At 58.9% G+C, this 22,546-nt stretch carries 19 protein-coding genes and 4 pseudogenes; 15 read left to right on the forward strand and 8 right to left on the reverse strand.

Annotated elements, in window-relative coordinates; genetic code table 11:
• The first annotated feature begins 53 nt into the window (after positions 1 to 53).
• Complete coding sequence (locus tag EL22_RS13520; protein ID WP_156184141.1) at positions 54 to 254, forward strand: hypothetical protein; 201 nt, start codon at positions 54 to 56, stop codon at positions 252 to 254.
• Between the two features lie 213 nt (positions 255 to 467).
• Entirely contained in the window at positions 468 to 842 is a 375-nt protein-coding gene (locus tag EL22_RS13525) for a hypothetical protein (protein ID WP_050051990.1), read from the forward strand.
• 17 nt (positions 843 to 859) lie between these two features.
• On the opposite strand, the gene EL22_RS13530 is transcribed toward EL22_RS13525, so the two are convergent.
• The gene (locus EL22_RS13530; protein ID WP_050051991.1) at positions 860 to 1,564 is read right to left on the reverse strand and encodes a DUF1405 domain-containing protein; all 705 of its coding nucleotides are present in this window, start codon (positions 1,562 to 1,564) and stop codon (positions 860 to 862) included.
• A 605-nt stretch (positions 1,565 to 2,169) separates the two neighbouring features.
• Here EL22_RS13530 and EL22_RS13535 point away from each other — a divergent pair.
• Complete coding sequence (locus tag EL22_RS13535) at positions 2,170 to 2,508, forward strand: hypothetical protein (RefSeq protein WP_050051992.1); 339 nt, start codon at positions 2,170 to 2,172, stop codon at positions 2,506 to 2,508.
• Positions 2,509 to 2,700: 192 nt separating this feature from the next.
• Here EL22_RS13535 and EL22_RS16210 read toward each other — a convergent pair whose 3' ends face one another.
• Together EL22_RS16210 and EL22_RS17320 are read right to left on the reverse strand one after the other, a co-directional pair.
• Positions 2,701 to 2,919, reverse strand: coding sequence for a hypothetical protein (locus EL22_RS16210; RefSeq protein WP_082146802.1), 219 nt, complete (start codon positions 2,917 to 2,919; stop codon positions 2,701 to 2,703).
• A complete protein-coding gene (locus tag EL22_RS17320; protein ID WP_156184142.1) occupies positions 2,916 to 3,089 on the reverse strand; it encodes a hypothetical protein in 174 nt (57 codons plus the stop codon). The genes EL22_RS16210 and EL22_RS17320 overlap by 4 nt, the downstream gene beginning before the upstream one ends.
• A gap of 210 nt (positions 3,090 to 3,299) precedes the next feature.
• Between EL22_RS17320 and EL22_RS13540 the strand changes: the two genes are divergently transcribed.
• The gene (locus EL22_RS13540; RefSeq protein WP_197075916.1) at positions 3,300 to 3,824 is read left to right on the forward strand and encodes a hypothetical protein; all 525 of its coding nucleotides are present in this window, start codon (positions 3,300 to 3,302) and stop codon (positions 3,822 to 3,824) included.
• A 695-nt stretch (positions 3,825 to 4,519) separates the two neighbouring features.
• A complete protein-coding gene (locus EL22_RS13545; RefSeq protein ID WP_050051993.1) occupies positions 4,520 to 5,929 on the forward strand; it encodes a GntP family permease in 1,410 nt (469 codons plus the stop codon).
• Positions 5,930 to 6,396: 467 nt separating this feature from the next.
• Here EL22_RS13545 and EL22_RS16220 read toward each other — a convergent pair.
• Positions 6,397 to 6,495: pseudogene (locus EL22_RS16220) on the reverse strand (50S ribosomal protein L39e); the annotation flags it as partial.
• A gap of 163 nt (positions 6,496 to 6,658) precedes the next feature.
• Between EL22_RS16220 and EL22_RS13555 the strand changes: the two are divergent.
• Both EL22_RS13555 and EL22_RS13560 read left to right on the forward strand, forming a co-directional pair.
• Complete coding sequence (locus EL22_RS13555; protein ID WP_050051995.1) at positions 6,659 to 7,228, forward strand: magnesium transporter; 570 nt, start codon at positions 6,659 to 6,661, stop codon at positions 7,226 to 7,228.
• Positions 7,228 to 7,806: a magnesium transporter gene (locus EL22_RS13560; protein WP_050051996.1), complete on the forward strand. Its 579-nt coding sequence runs from the start codon at positions 7,228 to 7,230 to the stop codon at positions 7,804 to 7,806. Before EL22_RS13555 ends, EL22_RS13560 begins: the two co-directional genes overlap by 1 nt.
• Before the next feature lie 71 nt (positions 7,807 to 7,877).
• Here EL22_RS13560 and EL22_RS13565 read toward each other — a convergent pair whose 3' ends face one another.
• The gene (locus EL22_RS13565; protein ID WP_050051997.1) at positions 7,878 to 9,086 is read right to left on the reverse strand and encodes a potassium channel family protein; all 1,209 of its coding nucleotides are present in this window, start codon (positions 9,084 to 9,086) and stop codon (positions 7,878 to 7,880) included.
• 240 nt (positions 9,087 to 9,326) lie between these two features.
• On the opposite strand from EL22_RS13565, the gene serS reads away from it, so the two are divergent.
• On the forward strand, positions 9,327 to 10,706 hold the full coding sequence (gene serS / locus EL22_RS13570; protein WP_050052080.1) for a serine--tRNA ligase: 1,380 nt from the start codon (positions 9,327 to 9,329) through the stop codon (positions 10,704 to 10,706).
• A gap of 260 nt (positions 10,707 to 10,966) precedes the next feature.
• Here the strand turns inward: serS and EL22_RS13575 are convergent, their stop codons facing one another.
• Positions 10,967 to 13,153 (reverse strand): elongation factor EF-2, encoded by a 2,187-nt coding sequence (locus EL22_RS13575; RefSeq protein ID WP_050051998.1) that lies wholly within the window; start codon positions 13,151 to 13,153, stop codon positions 10,967 to 10,969.
• 252 nt (positions 13,154 to 13,405) lie between these two features.
• Here EL22_RS13575 and EL22_RS13580 point away from each other — a divergent pair.
• The 5 genes and pseudogenes from EL22_RS13580 to EL22_RS13600 form a co-directional block, all read left to right on the forward strand.
• Positions 13,406 to 13,759, forward strand: a pseudogene (locus tag EL22_RS13580) (DUF5781 family protein); the annotation flags it as partial.
• A gap of 91 nt (positions 13,760 to 13,850) precedes the next feature.
• Entirely contained in the window at positions 13,851 to 14,792 is a 942-nt protein-coding gene (locus EL22_RS13585; RefSeq protein ID WP_255349673.1) for a transposase, read from the forward strand.
• A gap of 192 nt (positions 14,793 to 14,984) precedes the next feature.
• Positions 14,985 to 15,326 (forward strand): winged helix-turn-helix domain-containing protein, encoded by a 342-nt coding sequence (locus EL22_RS18145; RefSeq protein WP_197075917.1) that lies wholly within the window; start codon positions 14,985 to 14,987, stop codon positions 15,324 to 15,326.
• Positions 15,327 to 15,602, forward strand: coding sequence for a type II toxin-antitoxin system PemK/MazF family toxin (locus EL22_RS19365; RefSeq protein WP_394298908.1), 276 nt, complete (start codon positions 15,327 to 15,329; stop codon positions 15,600 to 15,602).
• A 607-nt stretch (positions 15,603 to 16,209) separates the two neighbouring features.
• Entirely contained in the window at positions 16,210 to 16,527 is a 318-nt protein-coding gene (locus tag EL22_RS13600) for a hypothetical protein (RefSeq protein ID WP_156184143.1), read from the forward strand.
• A 78-nt stretch (positions 16,528 to 16,605) separates the two neighbouring features.
• Here EL22_RS13600 and EL22_RS13605 read toward each other — a convergent pair whose 3' ends face one another.
• Positions 16,606 to 17,634 carry a Cdc6/Cdc18 family protein gene (locus EL22_RS13605; protein ID WP_050052000.1) on the reverse strand — a complete coding sequence of 343 codons (1,029 nt, stop codon included), beginning with the start codon at positions 17,632 to 17,634 and terminating at the stop codon, positions 16,606 to 16,608.
• Positions 17,635 to 18,503: 869 nt separating this feature from the next.
• Between EL22_RS13605 and EL22_RS13615 the strand changes: the two genes are divergently transcribed.
• Both EL22_RS13615 and EL22_RS19155 read left to right on the forward strand, forming a co-directional pair.
• A complete protein-coding gene (locus EL22_RS13615; RefSeq protein WP_050052081.1) occupies positions 18,504 to 20,177 on the forward strand; it encodes a type II/IV secretion system ATPase subunit in 1,674 nt (557 codons plus the stop codon).
• Positions 20,178 to 20,370: 193 nt separating this feature from the next.
• Positions 20,371 to 20,451, forward strand: a pseudogene (locus EL22_RS19155) (response regulator); the annotation flags it as partial.
• A gap of 419 nt (positions 20,452 to 20,870) precedes the next feature.
• Here the strand turns inward: EL22_RS19155 and EL22_RS13620 are convergent.
• Positions 20,871 to 22,038 (reverse strand): annotated as a pseudogene (locus EL22_RS13620) (ISH3 family transposase).
• Between the last annotated feature and the right edge of the window lie 508 nt (positions 22,039 to 22,546).

The raw sequence follows: 22,546 nt of genomic DNA on the forward strand, positions 1-22,546 counted from the left end.
CTCGAGCTAGCTAGAATAGCGAAGTGTACGACCTGTCGTACACCGATCACGCTATGGCAGCACACTACCACGACGACGAGATTGCGGAGGCGATCATCGAATTCGAACGGAACCTCGAGTCGCTCGTGCTCGAGGCATTCGCGAGCGGCGTTCCCATCGAGCAACAGTGGGTGTTCGTCTCCGAACCGTCCTCCGTTCCCGATTGGACCGTCCGGATCGAACGCCGGTCGACGGCGAACGACGCGGAAGACTGAGAGCGACGGCGACGAACGCGGGGACGGCCGAGTGACCGTGCGCCGATTCGTCTCGAGGAGAGAGAAGGGACGAGTCCACGGTGCTTACTTTCAGGGGACGGTGGGGGTTGGGGAAAGGTTATAGAACCATCCACCAATCGAGTACCGTGCTCAGCTGAAGTCGGTTCGAGATACCTCCTCGCAAGCCGCCGCGTAAGCCGAGTATAGGAAACCATGAACTCAGATACCACGAACGCCGAGCAAGGAAGCGGCGACGGGTCCCTCCCGCCGAACGAAATCTTCGACCTGTTGCTCAACCGGCGGAGACGCCACGCGCTGTATTTCCTCTCCCGGCGAGTCGGTGCGGTGTCGATCGAGGAACTCGCCGACGGGATCGCCCACAGAGAGGGCACGAAGCGTCCGGACGACCGCGAGCGAATCAGCACGGGACTGCACCACATCCACCTGCCGAAACTGGTCGAGGCGAAGGTCGTCACCTACGATCCGGCCACCGAGCGAGTCGAGCGACTGCCCGCCTGCGAGCGGCTCGATCCCTACCTCGAGTTGGCCGAGACCGACGACCTCGTCCACTCGCCCTGCCCCAAGTGAGCGACGGTCTCGAGCGCTCAGGGATCGGTCCGCCCGCGCTCGAGTCGGCCGAGTTCACACAGTTTGATCCGGATCGCCAGCGCCAGGAAGACGGCGGCGAACGTGAACGTTACTTCTCCCGCCGCGATGACCCCTAGGGCGTCGGCCTCGAGGAACATCCCGGTGTCTCGAGGGACGGGAATCGACGTGTGGTGGGGGTCGCCGACGATCGGGACGAAGTAATCGACGACGAGGTTACTGCCGTACCAGACGGCCGCGACGGCGACGGCGTATAGCGGAAAGTCGGTGATGCGATAGAGCACCAGCGCCTGGACGACCATCGCGAGATGGCTCCAGAACAGGAAGTTGTACATCGCCCAGTGGAGGCCCGCGTACGCGTCGGCGAAGACCAGCAGCGTGAACGGGGTCCACAGTCCGAGGACGATGTTGCCGACGAACGCGAGCGCGGTGAGCCAGGCCTGTTCGCGCCCGAGTTTCCAGCAGGCGATCGCCAGCGCGATAAACAGCGTCGCCAGCGGGCTGTCGGGAACCCACGGCCACATGATCGTCGCAGTCTCGGCAAACTGCCCGCTGTAGTACCAGAAGCCGAACACGGTCCCCAACAGGTTGACCGCGACGACGACCCACGCCAGTCGTAGTCCGAGGTCTTCGATCACCTTCGGAACCGGCGCGAAATACGTCGGCAGTGAGGTTCGGTCGGGCAACCGACTCGTCGCTGTCATCGTCCGACGCGATGGGTGGAACCCCCAAAACGATAGCGGTCGCGGGTCGTTTCGCTCGAGCGGCCGGGACGGTTCCAGCGAGTACCGGCTACCGACAAAGCCACGTACGGTGGCGCGCGCTCAGGAACGGGTCGCGAATAGCGACCCGCGAGTGCCACTCGTGCGAGGGATGAGCGAGTGTACGAGCGAATCGGTTGGGGAGGACGTGGAAATCCTAGTTGCCAGCGATAGTGGTGTTCTCGAGCACTCAATCGATCCGTGCTGTAGACATCCAGTGGCTCCCAGCGATCCTCAAACACACATTATTCCTGCCCTGAAACAGTAGTTATATGACACTACAGGTTGTGATGTCAAATGGAAGCCACACACTCCGCAGCATGGGGGCGTTCCGTATTGAAATGCCCCGGGTGGGTCAAGCACCCGAGACGTGGCTTCCAACCCGATAGAGGATCGGTTGCCATGATTGGATATCTTCTCCGCGGGCTTAAACATCCCGTCCGACAGACGAATCGAACCCAATTACCGCCACTCGCTGCGCACGCACCACGAGCGACGACGAACGCATTGCCGAACACGGAACACACACTCGAGAGGAGGCGCGAGCCATGACCGTCTCGACCGACGATCTGGTCGTGGACATCGTCCGCACCCTCGAGAAGGAGGGCATCCCTCGAGACGCCTACCAACTTGGCAGGGAGTTCGACCCCGAAGCGCTCGCCCGACTGTTCGAAACCGGCGGTGATTCGGTCGAAGTCCGCCTCGAGGTGCGCGGCGTTTCGTTCGTCGCGACGAGCCACGGCGTCTGGGTGACCGACGACCCACCGTCCTCTCAGCCCGAGTGCCCGACCTGTGGCCTGCCGGTTGCTGCCGTCGTCCAGTTCGTCCCGAGCTACCACACCGCCTACCCCTGTGGGTGTCGGGTTCGGGGTGATTTGCTCGAGTAGAGAGGCACTCAGTACTCGTTTTGTGAGTGAAAGTCGCGGTAAGTACAGGAGACTTACCTACCAGTTCGGGTCGAAATCTACCCGTCTCCTGTCAAGAACCACCTGCAAGATATAGAGGATGAGTACAGCACGCCACTTTCCTTTTGTTTCGCGCCGAAACCGACGAACCATCCATTCAGTAGACCTGCGTATTTATCGAGAATCGCGCAGGCGCAGATACACTCCACTGAAGAGGAAGATTGTTGCCACCAGCAATAGACCACCGCTCAGCACGTCTCTAAGGACTCCGGAAACTCCGGGATTTTCCACAATTCCGAAGGTGCCTTGAAATACTACCGATTGAATCACCAAAGCCAGTCCTCCAATGGATATCAGCAGTCGTAAATTTCTCACACTCTGGTCGGTGCTCATACCTCCAAAACACATGGAAAAATGATAAATTTTTTGCAGTATCTCTCTGTTCGGTTAGCTCCTTGCTTTTCGTTGGGATATTCTTGAGCCAGTTGCTTGACTTCGTTGTCGTAATAATTTTGGAAGAATTTTTCAAAGGCTTCAACTATTTCAGAGTTCCGGGTTGCCATGATCTGGTCTAAGAAGTTGAATCAATATAGTCCTTTAAGATGATCGTTCAGTAGGACGTATCTTTGGCAAAGTGGTCTCCACCACTGCACCTTTTCCTATTCTCCTCATCGCTGCAGACATGATGACAGTACTGTAGGTGGCACTCATCACAACTACAGAAATATATCCAAGGGATTGGATATATATTCTAGCGGGGCGTAGTAGGGACTATGCCCAACGAAACCGATGCCGACGAGGAACAAAACACTCCCTCGATGACGCGTGGTGAGCGAATTCGTGCAGCTGCACGGACGCTTAGGACGCCCCGGACCGCATCATGGGTCGCCGAGGAGACAGAAACCACCACAAAGACGGCACAAAAGTACCTCGAACAACTGGTTGAGGACAACGTCCTCCAAAAAATTGAGCGTGGCGGACAGACACTCTACTGTGTCGACCAGCTAATGGCGACCTATCGTGAAGTCGCCGCCCTCCAACGCGAACATGACCGCGAGGAGCTTGCTGACACGCTCGAGTCGATGCAGGCGCGGATAGCGGAGTGGGAAACTGCGTACGATGTCGAATCGCCCAGCGAACTCCTCGCGACTCTCGCCGATATCGACAATCCCGATGAAGCCGATTCTCGCCGCGAGATCGCCAGCGAGTGGGAGCATCTCACGGACCGGCTGCCGGTCGTCAAGGCGGCTCTAAAAGAGTACGATTGGGCGACCGACCGAGACGCAATTCTGGCCTAACGATGGGATTGCCAGGAACGATCGATGCCTCTGTCTGTGAACTACCACACCCTACCGCTCGCCTGACGGCTCGCGCTTGAGGGTGGGGCTTCCTGTTTCCAAGACGCGCTTTGCAGGACGGACTGCGAGATGTGCTGAATCGACACCCGACAATCACGACTGTTGGGTTCGAACCAGACAGTATCTCGAAGGAGTTCATTCGGGCGAATGTTGCTCCCGCTCGAATCACGCCTCCAACTGGTCCGGATTCCCCAGTGATCGATGTAGAGTGGCGATTTCGAGGGGATACAGAATATTATCGGATCCACTACGCTGACCCGAATACTGGATTCAATTGTGGCTGGCACCGCGACAATGATCATCCAGATCTAGGTTCGGTACACTTCCAGTACGAACACCCCAAAACAGAGGAAGCAGATCACCTACGTTCGGAATTCGCAAAATCGGTCCCGACGGAGATACTGTGGACTGCGCTTCAGCGATTGTTCGAAACGAAGATTCCAGAATATACGCCAATCGAATAGGAAACCCGGATTCATCTAGGAAACAACTGGTGTACCGAAAGCAATCACAAGATAACATCTGCACGAAGAAATCAAAATTATGTGAGTTACATTCACATTCAATTACTATCTTCTGACGTTTAACCATCACAAATATTAATAATATCAAGTTATTGCGTCCCATTCGGAGAGATGTTGCATACGCCGCTCCAAGTCGTCGATGTCGCGCATAGTCCGCTGATAACCTTTCTCGTAGGCCTTCTCACAGTAGTGGCGTTATTAGTGTGGTTGGATCTGCCAGCCTTTATCGGCTTGATTGTCTCGGCGTTCACCGTTGGGGTGGTGAATACGGTATTCGTCGAAGATTTCGCTCCGGCGGATGCCGGCTCACAGGTTGCGACTGCGTTCGGGGAGAATATGGCGGGCATCGGGATTCCCATCCTGATGGCGGCCGTCATCGGGAAGTCGATGCTCGAGAGCGGGGCTGCACAGCGCATCATCCGCGGCTTTCAAAACGTCCTGGGGAAGGAGAACTCGGACGTCTCGCTGCTGGGGAGTAGCTCCTTCCTCGCGATTCCCGTGTTCTTCGACAGCGTCTTTTACCTGATCGCGCCCCTCGCACGGTCGATGCGCGCCCGCCTGGGGCGTGACTACACGCTCTTCATCGTCGTCGTCGGAGCAGGTGCGGCGACGGCGCACGTGTTCGTTCCCCCGACGCCGGGCCCGCTAGCTGTCGCCTCGGATCTGGAGGCCGATCTGGGTATGACGATCGCTCTCGGTCTCGTGACTGCGACTCCCGTGCTCCTCGTGGGGCTTCTCTACGGACGGTGGATCAACGCTCGGCTTGATATTCCGCTCCGTGACACGATGTCGACGACGACCGAGGAGCTCGAGGAGGTCGCGAACAAATCGACCAGGAACCTCCCGGGCATCCTCGAGTCGTCTGCGCCGGTTCTCCTTGCAGTCGTCCTCATCGCTACGTGGACGATCGTCGATGGCTTTCAGGAAGCGATCCCGGCGCTCGCAACCATCGAACCGGTCGCCGTCTTCCTCGGGGACAAGAACGTCGCGCTCACGATCGCCGCGATCGCGGCGGCGTACACCTTCATGCGGCAAAACGACCTGTCCCGCAACGAGTGGTCCGAAGAACTCACTGAAGCCCTCAAAAGCGGCGGGAACATTGCAGCGATTACCGCCGCCGGCGGTGCATTCGGCGCACTCCTCGCAGACTCTGGTATCGGAGACTACCTCGCGAACGGACTGGAGGGCATCGGGATCGGCCTCCTGGTCACCGCGTGGTTGATCGCCGCGATCGTTCGCATCGCGCAGGGATCGGCGACGGCCGCAATGTTGACCGCCGCCGGCATCATGGCACCGCTGACGGGGCAGCTACAGGTCCACACGGCCTATCTGGTGATGGTCATCGGTGCCGGTGCCAACATCTTCTCGTGGTACAACGACTCCGGCTTCTGGCTGGTGAAAGAAATCGGCGGGCTCACGCAGGGAGAGACGCTCAAAACGTGGACCGTCTTGACGACGTTAATCTCCGTGTCTGGCCTGTTGATCTCGCTGGTCCTATCGACGCTCTTCCCACTCGCGTAGTTCTCGAGACGTTTTTTCGACACCGCACGTGATATCACCCCACACTGGCGGGACTACCTGCGGTGGCGCGCGCTGGATCGCGGTTCGTCCGAACCGCGACCACAATTCGTGCGAGGGATGAGCGCAAGCGCGGAGCAATTGCGCGAATCGGTTGGGGAGTGCGAGATCCGAACGTAGTGAGGATCTCGAAATGTGAACGGGGAACGTAGTGACCCGTGAACGGTGTGGAAATCAGTGTTGCCAGCAGTAGTAGTATTCTCGAGCACTCGGGCGATCCCTCTCGTACAACTCGAGACGCCTCCGACTCATTCGAGGAGACATTATTCCCGGCCAGAAACAGTAGTTATATGACACTACAGGTCATTGCAGCAAACGGAAGCCACACACTCCGCCTCTCGCGGACGGCGTCGACCAACCGGTTCCCGGTGACCGTCGAAACCAGCGAATTCCTCGGCCCGACCGTTCGCTTCATGGTCGGTCTTGAGCATGACCCAAGACGGAACGCGACTGTTCTGGTTCTCGAGTTTGGCGAGACGTTTTTTCTTGCCCTTCGATTTTTTACCCATAGTGGGCCGATGTAACCCGCGCTGGCTTAAAATCTTGTCCATCCGTCGCCTCGGTACGAGACGACGATTCCAGCGTGCGAACGGTTCTCGAAAGCGAGGTGGCGAGCAGTACCCACAGCGCCCTCCTCGGTAGGTTTAACAGGATACTACGTGACTCCGAACTATGAGTGTCCGCGGCGACGTCTGGTCGATTTACCGTGAATCGCTCCCCGTTCTGTTCGTCGCCCTCGCCGGCGGCCTGTTCGCCGGACTGGTCCTCGATAGCATGGTCGAGCAGGCCGAGCGGTTTCCCGGGCTGCTCGTGATGGTTCCCGTCTTTCTGGCCACGCGAGGGAACGTCTACGGCGCGCTCGGCGGCCGCATCTCGAGTGGCCTCCACCAGGGGCTGGTCGAACCGCGCTTCGACTGGAACGATCGCCTGGTCAACGCAGTCATCGCCTCGTTCGTCAACGGGATCGGAATCTCGGTCGTAATCGGCGTCGTCACGTGGCTCGCACTCGCGCTCTTGAACTGGGAGGCAGCGACCCTCCTCGAGTTCGTCGGGATCATGCTCATTTCGGGCGTGCTAACCTCGTTCGTTATGATATTCGGGCTGCTGGCGCTGATCTTCGTCGGGTACACGCACGGCTACGATCCCGACAACCTCGTGGGACCGATCGTTACCACCCTCGGCGACGTCTTCGGCATGCTGTTCTTGCTGTTCTCGATCGCCGTCGTCGAGGTGATCGCCTGATGGAGTCCTCGAGGACTGCACTCGAGTCGTGGGACGTCCACCGTATCGTCAGGAACATGTTCCCGCTTTTGGTCCTGCTCACCGTGATCGTGCTGATCGCGGGCATCACGCTGGAGGACGCCCGGGGGCTGCTCGACGAGTACGGACTGCTCGCCGTGATGGTGCCGACGATGGTCGGTATGGGCGGCAACCTCGGCGCGATATTGAGTTCGCGACTCTCCACGCGGCTGCATCTGGGAACCGCGGAGTTCGATCCACGAGACCGAGAGCTGTGGGCGAACGTGCTGGCGGTACTCGCACTCGGCGTGACGGTGTTTACCACGCTCGCAGTCGGCGCGTGGCTCATCGGACGGGTTATCGGCTCCGAGATGGCGCTGGACGTGTTGCTCGCGATCTCGCTTTCGAGTGGTCTCTCGATCGTCGTCGTCGCGATCGTCTGTAGTTTCGCCGCGACGTACGCCTCGTTTCGCCTCGGGGTCGATCCCGACGACACGACGATTCCGGTTGTCACGAACGTCGTCGACGTCTTCGGCATGCTCATCTTCATCGGCATCTCGTCGATCGTGCTGTCGCCGTAACTGGACTCGAGCGGTGGCGCCGTAACTGGACTCAGTCGTCGCCGCCGAAAGCCTACCGTATGCACCCGAAATCAGGCCGCCGCCAGATCCTCGAACGCGCTCGCGGCCGTTCTGGTCCCCTTCGAGATCAGGACGTCTCCCCCGCGGAGTTCGATATCGGCGTCGCCGACGAGCAACCAGCCTTCGTCGGGTCGGCGAATCGCGATCACCGACATCGTTGCCTCGACGTCGGGGACGCCCGCCGTCACGGACGTGCCGTCGAGGTCGCTCCCCGCCTCGAGTTCAACTCGAGTGAGTATCTCGTCGCTCTCCTGGACCGCCATGTGAACGACCGGGTGAACGTCGATGTCCCTGAGAACGCCCTCGCTGATGTCGACCGCGGCGTCGCTTATGACCTCCGTGGCGCTGCCGAGGTGAATTAGTCCTCGCAACGAGACGGGGTCATCGGCGTCGGCGGCGGCCTGAAGCGTCCAGGCCTCGAACCGCGACTCCATGGCGTCGACCTCGACCTCGAGGTTGCGGACCTCCTCGGCGAGCGCTTCGCTGTCGAAGAGGACGCTGCTGTAGGCCAGATCGACCGCCAGCTCCGAGAGATTCTTCATGTGGACGATCGTGTCCACGGCGCGCTCCAGATCGTCGATCGTCGGTGCGTCGATCACCGGTGGATCGTACGACTCGCCCGTCAGCCGACCGAACACGTCGCCGATCGACGGCTCTGGACCGCGACAGAACGCGACGTCGTCGGCCAGAATCTGCGTCTCGGGGCCCGGATTGAGCAGCCAATCGTCGCCGCGCCGGAGCGCGATGACCCGAACGCCGGTCTCCGATTCGAGGTCGATGTCCGCGAGCGTTCGCCCCGCGAACTCCGAGCCGGGGTCGACGACGCCCCGTACGAGCATCTCGACGGCCTCCGGGAGGGCGGCACGCATCGCCTCGGGGAGGCGGATGTCCTCGAGGACGATCTTCGCGATATCGCCGGCGGCGTCGCTTATCAGTCCCGTCGCGGAGACGATTCCGAGAACCGGTGCGAGCTGTTCGGCCTCGTCGGGGCTTCGAACAGCCATCATCAGGCTCATCCGCGCGCGAAGCTCGAGGACATCCATCCGCTGTTCTAACTCGAGCACTTCCGTCGCGAGCGCTTCGTTTCGGTGTAACACCGCCGAGTACGAGAGATCGATCAGAAGCTCTGCGGTGTCTTTCATCTCGACCAAGACGTCTTTGACGCTCACCGGCTCGTACTCGACGGGCCGCGACGACGCCTCGCCCTCGAACGGATCCATAGCGGAGAAGCGCGCTCCCGGCAAAAAAGGGTTTCCCGCACCCGTCCGCGACCCACCCCATGATTCGCCAGCGATCGTCCCGCGGGCCACCCGTGACCTGCCGATGACCCGCTCCCGTGGACCACCCGCGATCCACCCATGATCCGCCCGCGATCCACCCGCAACTCGAGGCGAGTCGCGACCGCGGCGGAAATCGACTATCCGACACGGTTTTGCCGAGCGACGAAGAATCACCGCTCAATGCTCGACCGGACCTATCTACGAGAGAATCCCGACGCGGTACGCGAGGCCCTCGAGAATCGGGGAGCCGACGTCGACTTCGACGAGATCCTCGATATCGACGAGCGCTGGCGCGAACTGAAAGCCCGCGGCGACGAACTTCGCCACGAGCGAAACGAGATCAGCTCCCAGATCGGCGAACTCAAACAGGAGGGCAAAGACGACGAGGCCCAGGCGGCCATCGAGCGCTCCCAGTCGCTCAAAGCCGACATCGAGGACGTCGAAGCGGAGGCGTCCGAACTCGAGGACGAACTCGAGCAGCGGCTGCTCGAGGTGCCACAGATTCCCGACGAGAGCGTCCCCGTCGGCGCAGACGAGGCCGACAACATCGAACGCCGACGCTGGGGATTCGACGACCGACGCGACCTTCCAGACGAGGTCGTCCCCCACTACGACCTCGGCGAAGATCTGGATATCATCGACGAGGCTCGCGGCGCGAAGACGACCGGCTCGGGCTTTTACTTCCTGAAAGGCGACGGCGCTCGCCTCGAGCACGCGCTGATCCAGTTCATGCTCGAGGTCCACCGCGAGCAGGGCTACGTCGACATCTTCCCGCCGGTGCCGGTCAACAGCCGTTCGATGCGCGGCACCGGACAGCTTCCCAAGTTTGCCGAGGACGCCTACCGACTCGGCGACGACAACGGGGACGACCACGCCGACGACGACCTCTGGCTCTGTCCGACCGCGGAGGTCTCGGTCACCAACATGTACGCAGACGAAATTCTGCTGAACGACGACCTGCCGCTCAAACATCAGGCCTACTCGCCGAACTTTCGGCGCGAGGCCGGCGAACACGGCACCGAAACGCGGGGCATCGTCCGCGTCCACCAGTTCAACAAGGTCGAACTGGTCAACTTCGTCGAACCCGAGACCAGCGACGAGCGCCTCGAGGACCTCCTCGGAGAAGCAGAAGAAGTCCTTCGGAAACTCGAGCTCCCCTACCGGATCCTCGAACTCTGCACCGGCGACCTCACCTTCGCCTCGGCCAAGACCTACGACATCGAGGTCTGGGCACCGGGCGACGACATGGACGACGGCCCCGACGAGGGCGGGCGCTGGCTCGAGGTCTCCTCGGCGTCGAACTTCAAGGAGTTTCAGGCCCGCCGCGCCGGGCTTCGCTACCGCCCAGAGCGCCACGAATCGGCCGAGTACCTCCACACCTTGAACGCATCCGGGCTCGCACTCCCGCGGGTAATGGTCGCGGTCCTCGAGTATCACCAGAACGAGGACGGGACAGTGACGATTCCCGAAGCGCTACGGCCCTACATGGGCGGACAGGAAGTCATCGAGGGTCACGAAAAAGTCGGCGAGGCGGCGCTCGGTGCGGGCGATCGCGAGTAGCGCTTGAACGGCGGCCGCGCGACCAGAGTAGTTTTCGTGCGGGCGAGAACGGTTGTTGGTACATCTACTACTAGCTACAGGGGGACAGGGCGAAGCCACGGAGCTTGACCCGGGTGGCTCACTCGGAGCAGTGGACACCCGTCGCGTCCATCCGAAATCACAATGCATTATTCAACCATCTGACGAATCGACGACCGAACCAACCGCTCGAGCGTAGCAACGTCGGTCGCGAGAAGAGAAAGTGAAAGAACGGTCGAAGCTTAGATGTACTCGATCGCCGGCGGCAGCTCGAGTTTCATACCCTTGCGCTCGCGGATCTCCATTACCTTCTCGCGCTGGAGCGAGTCGGACATGACCTCGAAGCCTGCGTTTTCGGTGTTCCAGGAGGCGCGTCCCTCGGTCGCAGAGCGGATGTCGGAGGCGAATCCGATCATCTCGTCGACGGGCGCAATGCCTTCGACGACCATGAGGTCACCCTCCTGGTACATGTCGTCGACGCGGCCGCGACGACCCTGGATCTCGCCGGAAGCGGCGCCCATGTGGTCGTTCGGCACGTCGATACGGACGTCCTGCATCGGCTCGAGCATCTTGATCTGGCCGTCGATCAGCGCCTTGTGGACGGCGTTACGGGTTGCCGGGATGACCTGTGCCGGACCGCGGTGGATCGTGTCCTCGTGGAGCTTCGCGTCGTGGAGACGGATGAGCGTCCCCTGGACGGGCTCGTTGGCGAGCGGACCGTTGTCCAGCGCGTCCTCGAGTCCCTCGATGAACAGCTCCATCGTCTCGTTCAAGTGCTGGATACCCTTCGTGGCGTCGAGCAGGATGTTCGAGCCGTGGATGTGCTCGACGATCTGGGAGTCGTCCTTGTCCATGCCAGCTTCCTGCAGCGCTTCGCGGCGCTCCTGTTCGGGCATGTCCATCGACGCCTCGCCCATTTTGATCGTCTCGACGAGATCCTCCGTGAGCGGTTCGACGGAGATGTAGAATCGGTTGTGGCGGTTCGGCGAGATACCCTCGACCTGATCGCTTGCCTGCTGGATCGCTTCCCGGTAGACGACAATCGGTTCGCCGGTGTTGACCGGGATGCCCTGGTTCTTCTCGATACGCTGGGTGATGACCTCGAGGTGGAGCTCGCCCTGTCCGGAGATCAGGTGCTCGCCTGTATCCTCGTTGATCGTAATCTGGATCGTCGGATCCTCCTTGGAGACTTGTCGAAGCGTTTCGATCAGCTTCGGCAGGTCGTCCATCGTCTGGGCCTCGACGCTCTTCGTGATGACCGGCTCGGAGATGTGCTCGATGGATTCGAACGGCGTCATCTCGATGCTCGAGACGGTCGAGCCGGCGATAGCGTCTCGCAGACCGGTGACGGCCGCGATGTTCCCCGCCGGAACGGAGTCCACTTCCTCGCGTTCGCCACCCATGTAGATACCGACCGACTGCACTCGGTTCTTGCCCGCGGTACCGGAGACGTACAGTTCCTGGCCCTTCTCGAGGGAGCCCGAGAAGACCCGGCCGCTGGCGACTTCGCCCGCGTGTGGGTCCATCGAGATGTCAGTGACCATCAACACGACCTCACCGGATTCGTCGACGAGACGCATCTGTTCTGCGAGTTCGGATTCGGCGTCGCCACGCCAGACCCGCGGAATACGACGGGGCTGTGCGTCGACGGGGTTCGGGAAGTGCTCACAGACCATGTCGAGCACGACATCCGACAGGGGCGTCTTCTCGTGGAGTTCCTGTCGCTTGTCGTTTTGCTCGAGTTCCATGATCTCGGCGAAGTCCATTCCGGTTCGCTGCATCGAGGGCATGGAGACACCCCACTTGTACAGCGCGGAGCCGAAGCCGACGGTCCCGTCTTCGACGGAGACGGTCCAGTCGTTGATGTCGTCCATGTCCTGGGTCATCCCGCGGATGAGTTCGTTGACGTCGTTGATGACCGAGACGAGACGCCGTTGCATCTCTTCGGGACCCTCCTGGAGTTCGGAAATCAGGCGGTCGACCTTGTTGATAAAGAGCGTCGGTTTGACGCCTTCTCGAAGCGCCTGCCGGAGGACCGTTTCGGTCTGGGGCATGGCACCTTCGACGGCGTCGACGACGACCAGCGCACCGTCAACGGCGCGCATCGCTCGGGTCACGTCGCCACCGAAGTCGACGTGGCCTGGCGTGTCGATGAGGTTGATCAGGTGATTCGTATCCTCGTACTCGTGGGTCATCGAAACGTTCGCCGCGTCGATGGTGATCCCGCGTTCCTGCTCGTCCTCTTCGGTGTCCATCGCGAGCTGTTCACCGGCTGTATCGTCGGATATCATGCCGGCACCGGCCAGCAGGTTGTCCGAAAGCGTCGTTTTTCCGTGATCGACGTGAGCGGCGATGGCGATGTTCCGGATGTTCTCCGGTTCGTCCATCAACCGTTCACACTCCTGTACGATCTTCTTGCGTCGGCCCATATACCCACCTTTACCGCCAGTGGGGTCAAAAGGGTAGTGTTTCGCTGGCGTCGGAAATCGAGACAGTAGCCCGCTTGACAACGCGAATCCATCATTTGAGTGAGTGAATGACAGACACGAACGTTAGCAGTGATACGAGTCGAGTCAAATCGAATCGGGTCGAATCGAAACGATAGCCGAAACTCGAGCGGTACGTACCGGTACCGAACGGGCGAAACAGACATACTCCCCCAGCCCTTGCTATTGATACCCATGGATATCCGCGTGCACGGATCGGGCCCCGCTGCGCCCTTTCTCAGCGCCCGAGACCGCTTCGAAACCGAACACGATCTCTCGCTGCCCGTCACCATTCGTCTCAGAAACGACCCCGACGAACGCACCTTTGCTGCCCACTACGACGACTACCACGTGCTGAACATCTCGAGACAGGCCGCCTCGAGCGCGATGGCCAGCGAACTCGCCCTCCACGAGTTCGCCCACATGGCCCGTTACGAACAGGCCCACCCCTCACACACCCAGTCGATCGACGAAGTGCTCTATCTCGCGCTCGGGGGCAAACGCATCGAGCGACGGCAACTCGCTCACTGCTACCAAATCGCAAATCACCGTCTTCGACCACGATGACGACCGTCGCCACGAAATCTGCTGGGAAGTCCCGCTTCCCGGTCGAGGGACGAACTTCTGGATTCCGCTCCAGTTGAATCCTGAGCAAGAAGACTGGTGGCACTCTCTGATTGACGAAGACGACGACAGTGTGTGGGCGGGTGAAATCCGCCTGCAACGCGACGGCAGTCACTGGGTGTTGCACGTCACCGCGAACTACGAAGTCGAACCAGACCACTCGTGTTCGTATGAGAGCGACGATGGGACATCCGTCGGGTTCGATGTGGGTGAATCCAAACTCTTGGTGGGCTGTGCCCTCCGAGACAACACACCCGTTGACCCGTTGGTCGTGGATGGTGGTCGCGTCCGACACCTCCGACAAAAACAAGCCTCTGCTGAAGACCGCTTGAAACCACGATATGCGTCGAACCTCTTGGACGACCTCGTGTGGGGGCGGTGGCAAGACGCCATCGAAGACGAGATCGAGAAAACCTCAACACGAGCAGTCGAATACACAACTCAGTTCGAGAATCCGGTTATTGTTCTCGAATACCTCGACGGTATCACCGACGAGGACATCGGGAAGTACTGGAACCGACGCCTCGGCAAGTGGCTGTTCTCCCGGTTGCAGTCACGCATCGAGGATAAGGCAGCGGAGCGCGGTATTCCTGTGGAATACGTGTATCCGCACCACACGTCGAAAACGTGCCACGCCTGTCAGTACATTGGGTACAGACCGCATCAGGGCACGTTCAAGTGTACGAATGAGGCGTGCTGGATGTCGAGGTATCAGGCGGATTTGAACGCAGCAGCGAACATAGCCAATCGGCTAAATCCGTGGGGAGAGAGCCTGCCTTGGAAACCGGCAGGCGATGACTCGCCTCAGAGTGGGGGCCAGTGGCAGGCCCACGAAGACACGTCACCGAGTGAGGAACTCCTGTCTGAGAAGCAGGCTTCCGATGACAAGGTTCCGTCTAACTCACCAGCGGTGGGAGCGGGGGCGGAGCCGGAGACCAGTGACGCGCATACGTCTTGAAACCTCAATCCAGCACTTTGCTGGTATTCCACCCGTGGTGGAAGCCCCGGCGTTCACGCCGGGCGAGGATGTCACAGTTCACTCATTCCCGTCGCTCCGTCATAGATAAGACCTAATAGGATCGAATACAAATAGATACATACAAGGCCGATCTCCAAAGACCAATTCCAGACGATTGACGAGGACGGGACGATGCTTGATCTTGCCCCCGACACGACACAAGGGAAGGTCTACCAACTCTTGCTCCAGAACGCCGACAAGGCGTTCCGTCAGCGAGAGATCGTCGACGCCGTCGACGTGCCGCAGGGGAGCGTCGGTCCGACGCTCAATCGCCTCGAACAGCACGGGCTGGTCGACCACCGTGGTCAGTACTGGAAAATCGCTGACGCCGAGCACGCAGTGGCCTCGGCTGCCCACCTCAGCGCCGCTGCGGTGGACGCGAGAGACGGTGGGTTCTCCGACAAGGAAGTCGAGATGTGGATGGAAACCGCCGTCGAACCCATCACCGAGCGCGACGACAGTGAGGATGCATAGATGGCGTCACGAGGGGAAGTCGTGTGGGCGCCCGACCCGTTCAAATCGGACGGCGGGAACCCAAGGCCGTGGTTGGTCGTGTCAGCTGACCGCCTCCCCTACCCCGATGAGGAATCGATCGTCGTCGCGTTCACTACCCAGTCGCACCACCCCGGTAGCTTCGCGGTACCGAGCGAGGCGTGGATACGAGGCGAGCCTGGGGCACAGAGCCATGTCCTCCCGTGGTCGGTGGCGACGTTGAAGGACGACTCCACATCGCCGGCGTGCAGGGCGTGATCACAGACGACTTTGTGGAGCGCGTCACTAGCGCTCTTCTCTCGTACCTTGGCACATCAACTGCAGATGGAAACTAACCGTATTGGCTCTGTTGAAATCATCAGCGGCTACCAAATTTTGAGAGGGATCGGTAAGTACACGTGCGAACCGAACTTTTGCGCTGCGGGCCAGGAAAGTTGGCCCTCGGCAAAACTTCGATGAAAAGCACAGCGTCATCCCCTCAGCTGCGCCAGCGGCGCGGCTTCGAGGGTTCTTTGGCCCGTTCGCTCGCGGTGAGTATGCTCACTGGTCCGACTCCACTCACCGAAATTCACTGGGGGAACGCGTTGTCCACTTATTGCTTGAAATAGTCAGGCATCATCTCCAGATGCATCCCTCGGAACGCTGCCGTCACTGGGATTATTCCTGAGTGCTGATGGCGAGTATTCTCTCGAAACAAATACTAATTTGATACTATCGATGGCTGTTGCTCCCAAAATTTCCTCTTTGATCTGATCATCAGCGAACTCTGCTGGATTCGGTCGATTCACGTGATGTTGCGGCGATACTGACGACACTCGGGTCTAGAGGGGATGTATTCAGAGATTCCGATGCCTTTCAGTATACCTTGACGGCCGAGGAACGCGCCTTTGAAAATCAGCGCGGTAGTTTCGCAGGAACACCGGTTCTTTCCATGGGCGGGGATGAGTTCTCCGTCCTCGTGCTCTTTGCAGGGCCGACGCAAGTGATCGAATCGAACCCGGAGGATGCGCCCCTATCCTTCGATCTGGCACCGGCGGAAGACACCCTTTCAGACGAAGAGCGACAAAACCTGTCCGAGGAGGAACTGGAGAACGTGAAAGACTGGGTGTACGCCGACGTATCTTATCCATGTCAATTTAGACCGGGTCCGCAAGTAGGCGTGGCGATTACAATTGACCAGTGAGTGTCCTGTAATGACCGTTTTCTGAGGAAATTACAGAGAATCTATGAACTGTTCTATGATCCCTCAACGGCGTCACGGTCACTGCATCGGCGACGTCGCTGCTGAATCGACGAGCGAGTACTCTCGGTCCTGACTCGTCCCTTCCGCCTCGAGGAGGTCGTACTGCTCCATCTTCGAGAGGTACGTGCGGATAGTCCGTTTCGTCCGTGGATCATCGACGTCCTCGGTATAGCGCTCGTGAATTTCGCTCGGCCCGATCGGGCCGTGCTCGCGAACGATATCGTAGACGACGCGCTGGTGCGGCGTGAGCGAGTCGAGGCTCTTCTGCTTGATCTGGGCCCGAACATCCTCGGCGGCGTCCAAGAGAATATCGTCGGTGATGCGCTCGTGGTTCTCGCGATCGGCCTTGCCGGCGGCTGTTCGGAGGATACCGATTGTGAGGCGTGCGTCGCCGGCGGCCGCGTCGGCGATGCGGTAGAGTTGGTCGTCGGTGATGATGTCCTCATCGAGTCCCCACTTTTCCCGCGCACTCAGGATATCGTACAGTTGCTCGTCGTGGTACTTGTCCATCCGGACGTGTTCGCTGGAGCGCAGCTGGCTCACGAGGCGGTCGTCGACGCGGCTGAACAGCTCCTCTTCCTTGTTCGCGATGCAGATGATCGCGAACTGCGGGAGGCTGTGGAGGTCATAAATGACGCTGGGGTCCTTCAGCTGGTCGACCTCGTCGAGAATGACGACGGTCCGCGGGCCGTCATGCTGCTGGAGGCGGTCGACGAGTTCGTCGTGCGGCGTTGACTGGCGGTGGATGTCGATGGTGGCGCCGAGATCGCCGAGGATCTGGTAGAGCTTGCGGAACCGGGTGTAGTTGCGCCAGCAGTTGACGTAGGTCGTCTCGACGTCGAGCACCTCCTCACGTAGGCGTTCGGTGACGAACTGCGAGATGCACGTCTTGCCGGCGCCGCTGGGTCCGGTGACGATGGCCGTGTCGGCGGGTTCTCCGTTCGTGATGGGCTCGAGAACGCTGGAGAGATGGTTGACCTCGGCGTCGCGATGCTGAACTTCCCGAGGGACGAACCCAGCCCGGAGAACGCGAGCATCGCAGATCATTGTGTTAGTGAGTGACTGGTTCTGCGTCAGGCCATAAATACGTGACCGGGTTGTTTCCGGAAAGCAAATCTCACCAATTGGCCATCGGTTGAATACCGGGTCTCTTTGTGGTGATTCGGAAGGAATCTGTCGTGGAGGCTTTTCGGAGGTTCACGGAAACACGAACCTTCCTGAATAGCAAATATCCCCTTAGGTTTAAATATCCAAATTGCGATGTATCGCCTGTGACACCCAACGAAAACGACCCTGTCACCAACGTGCCGACCGTCGAGGTGCAAAGCCTCACCGGAAGCCTTGACGTGAATACCCTTATCAAATCAAACGGGGAAGACGATCCGTTTGCTGGCCTGTTCGAGGATACTACTGGAGGCACCGATACGACATCCGTTCCAACCACAAACCAACAAAACACCGATGTCGTCAATCTCGGAAAAGACCTCCTCGCCGGATATGCCGACTGGAAAGGTGGACAAGTTGATCATGATCCACACGATGATCCACTTCGTTACCTTTGGCACGACGCCCCTGAACTCATTATCGCTGCTGCTGTGGCAGGCTATTTCACATACAAGGGCGCTCAAGAACTTGGTGGCCTAGTTTCATCAGGTTCAACAACAGATGAGACCGGCACGTCGACGCAGCCGCGTCTTCCTCTGGAAGATCGGCCGTATCGGGTGTTTGTGAGTCACTCGTGGAAGTACTCCGAACAGCGTGAACGTATTGAGGAGTTCCTCGATGATGAAAATCGGCTGAACTGGCAGAACTTCAGTGTCCCAGAGGACGATCCGATGGAGTTTGAAGATAAGAATGATCTTCGTCAGCAGCTCTATCAGCAGGTTGGGCAGCCGGAGCGTCGCCTAACCCTCGCAATGACAGAGCTGGGAACACCGAAACCGTCGGACGAGTTACGAGAACTCGCCGCCCGTCGGCCACACCTCCGAAATCATTTGAAGAAGTTCCGCCAGATAACCGGCGAATTTCCGATTCTCATCGACGAGCCCTCCGCCGAGTACGAGACCAATCACCCGAACGTGCTGTACCCGGTCGGCGGCCCGATTTTCAGCCACATTTACGGCGACGTCGGCGCGAAGATGCAGTACTTTGCCGTCGAGCCGACGCTTTCGGAAGAAGAGCAGAAGGTCTTTCAGACGGTCAAAGACTCGTTGTTGCGCCGGAGTACGAGCAAGTCCGCGCCGGAAAACGACGCCGAGTACGACGATCAGATCGAGGAGTTGCTCCAGGAGTCGACCCACATCAAAGGCAGTGAACTGAACAATATCATCGATCGGTTGAAAGTTCGGTTCCACCCGGGGATACAGGAGATTCCCCAGGAGACCTACGAGAACATCCGGTACCGGCTGAACCGCGACATCGTCGGTCTCGGTCCGCTCGAGCCGGTCATGCGCGACCCGGCCAACGAGGACATTCACGTGATCGGCCCCAACGAGTGTTACGTCGATCACGGCACCTACGGCATGGTCGAGACGACCGTCGACTTCGGCACTCAGGAGGAGTTCGATAGCTGGCTGAGCAACATGGGCGAACGGATCGGGAACCCGATGACCGACGCGGAACCGATCATCGACTCGACGCTGCCCGACGGCTCGCGTCTGAACGTGATTTACAGCGACGACGTGAGCGTGAAGGGGCCGAGTCTCACCATCCGTCAGGGCGACGAAGTGCCCCTGTCGGTCACGCAGATTACGAACTGGGGGACCCTGTCGCCCGAACTCGCGGCGTACCTGTGGCTGTGTCTCGAGAACGAGCGGACGGTGTTCGTCGTCGGCGAGACGGCGTCGGGGAAGACGACGACGCTGAACTCTATCATGTCGTTCATCCCGCGGGATTCGAAGATTTACACCGCAGAGGATACGGCCGAGGTGTTGCCGCCCCACGACACCTGGCAGCAGCTGCTGACTCGAGAGAGTCGCAGCGAGGACAGCGCCGACGTCGACATGTTCAACCTGGTCGAGGCGGCGCTGCGGTCTCGTCCCGAATACATCGTCGTGGGTGAGGTTCGTGGTGAGGAGGGGCGAATGGCGTTCCAGGCAGCCCAGACCGGCCACCCGGTCATGCTTACCTTCCACGCGAGCGACATCGTCTCGATGATCCAGCGCTTTACCGGAGACCCGATTAACGTCCCCGAGACGTTCATGGACAACGCCGACGTGGCGCTGTTCCAGAACCGAGTGAAACAGGGCGACGACGTCCTTCGACGAGTCACGAGCGTCCAAGAGATCGAGGGTTACTCCGATCAGATGGACGGCGTCGTCACCCGGCAGGTGTTCTACTGGGACCCCGTCGAGGACGAAATCGTATTCCAGGGGATGAACAACTCCTACGTGCTCGAAGAACAGATCGCGACGCTGCTGGGATACGCGGACACGCGGGACATCTACGACGATCTCCAGTTCCGCTCGGACATCATCGAGCGGATGATCCAGGAGAACATTCTCGAGTACCACGAGGTCAACTCCACCATCGACCAGTTCCAGCGCGACGGCGTCGAGGGCCTGCCGTTCCACATCACGCGGCCGGACTGACTCCTTCGAACATCTGGGTCGACGACGCTGCTCGCTCGAACGCATCCGCGGCAGTCGCGCGAGACCACACGCGTACTAAAACGGCGTCCCCTTGGCGAGAGCCGTCCGCCCCAGCCCCCCTCTCGACTGTTCACGGAGCGGTCGCGGACCAACGGCCAATTTTATTAAGTCAACTGAGTGTGTCGAACTACTTATGGACGTACTAATCACGGACGATTCCGGATTTATGCGGGATCTGCTTCGAGAAATTCTCGAGGAGGAGCACAATATCGTACGCCGTCCAATAGTAAATAGAGGTTTTCCGTCTACTCGTACATGCCAATCTTCTGGATATCGAGGGTTGACCCCAACGAATTTAAGATCAATGTTAAATTCATCTTCAAGAGGTTCAACAACAGTATGTGTATAAACATTGTCTTCAAATCGTGGCGGCTCATAAGATGCTAAATCAAGCTTATCTTTTAACTCCTCATTTTCAATCCACCAGTCTGGGCGAGTATCGCTCATCTTCTTGTAGAAGTAAATCTGTAGGAGGTAAAAATCCACGGTGTGAATTACTGACGAATCTGGGCTGGACGTATGCTCCAACGATCCATACCGACGTCAGGAGACGAGGAAGCGTCGCGGTCGGCGGCAATCAGCCGCCGACGCGATGATGTCGCCACTAGTCGGGAGGACGCACGCGGTCACCAGTTATCGGTGGAATCTGTCATCCGGTGGCCGATTTGCAGGGACGGCCCGACGCGCCGCGAGGGCCGTCCACGCTGCCCGAGTTACCATATCGACGAACTCCTCGAAGGGCCACCATCGGAGGTGACGCCCGCCACTGCGGGGCGTCGCCAAGTACTTCCAGTGCAAGTACCGCCAGACGTTGGAGTATCAGACTCAACACGACGAACAACAGCCGTCTCGTCGGATCTTGCGTCGTCGTCGAGATTAGCGTTGACTCGGAGAGTCGGTAGCTGGCTTCGATCCCGAACCGCTTGCTGTAGTAGGATTGAGCCTGTCGTGGCTCGTTGATGAACGGCGCGTCACGGCTACGCCGTCGACGCGCCACCCCATGCTCATTGTATCGACCGTTCTTGTAGGCACAGTCGATCATGACCAGGAATTTGACGGTCCACTCGTGCTCGCCATAGGACGTCGTGAGATCATGCGAGATCTCACGACTCCAGCCTTGGCTGAGTTCAGTCTTGATCTTGCTGCCCCACTTGATAACCGGAACGATGTACGCGAAATTGTGCGCTTGGAGTAACGCGAGACACTTCCCGTCATAGAAGCCGTTGTCGAGATATACCGTTTTAACATCGAACTCGAAGTTCTCGAGCAGTCCAAGGGCCTCAACGAGAACATCGCTGGCGGTGTCGCCGTCGGTGAGACGGCGTACCGTCAAGGTGTATCGCTTGTTGTTCACGCGTGCGTAGAGCGTGGCGTAGGCATGGAACACGGTCTTTCCTGCTTTGGCCTCGTTATAGTAGAGGTCGTCTGTCTCGTCTTCGTCACCGTAGTAGGGACGCAGGTGGAGATCATTGCAGACGTCCACCTGCTCAGGGAGGGTTTCTAGAGCATCTTGTTGGAGAAGCGTGTTCCCGGTAGATTCGACGGTTTCGAGGTCGATCTTGGTCCGGAGATGATGAAGAACGCTGTTGCCATAGGGAGCGTCTTCACCCTTCTCGCAGAGGGTGGAGATCGAGGTCCCGTCGGCGGTTGCGCCGACGAGAACCTCGAAAATCTCTTCAGGATCAATCTCAGCGTTCTCGCCGAGATCGGGCGAGAACGCGTCGGTGAGAACATTGACGAGAAAGTTAAAGAGCTGGTCTTCGTGGATTTCACTGTCCGTTTGTTGCTGATTGCTGGACACAATTCAGTAAGCGGACTTCTCAACTAACGGCTTTGTGAAGTACTGAGTATATCTCTGTCTTGAGGTGAGAGTGAAATATTATATATAAATAACATATGGGCATTTCCTATTAGTGAACAAAAACATCATTCAGTAAACTTCTATACGAACGTATGGATGTAATAAGATCGACTAGACTATTACAATTGTATGAGTGTAATAATGGTCCGTTCTCAGTAGTAGAATGTTTCTAGAAATTGCGTAAGCACACCAAATAATCCCTCTTCCACTGATGGGAAACGTCGGCCTATGTTGGGGCATCAAAGATTAGATCTAATGTATATCTATACCCATCAATCACTATATCCTAATATAGGAGATATCCTGTATGATCGCTTAGCATAGATCTTTCGGAGTAGATAAAATAGTCCCATCCAGTGAAGACAATTCTGGCGTCTCTGTGGACATTAGGTGGTGAGGCTAGTGAACAAAGGAGACCTCGCCAAAGACGAACTTCTACTCTCGATTT

It is taken from the genome of Halostagnicola sp. A56, from assembly GCF_000691505.1.
Classification (GTDB): Archaea; Halobacteriota; Halobacteria; order Halobacteriales; family Natrialbaceae; genus Halostagnicola.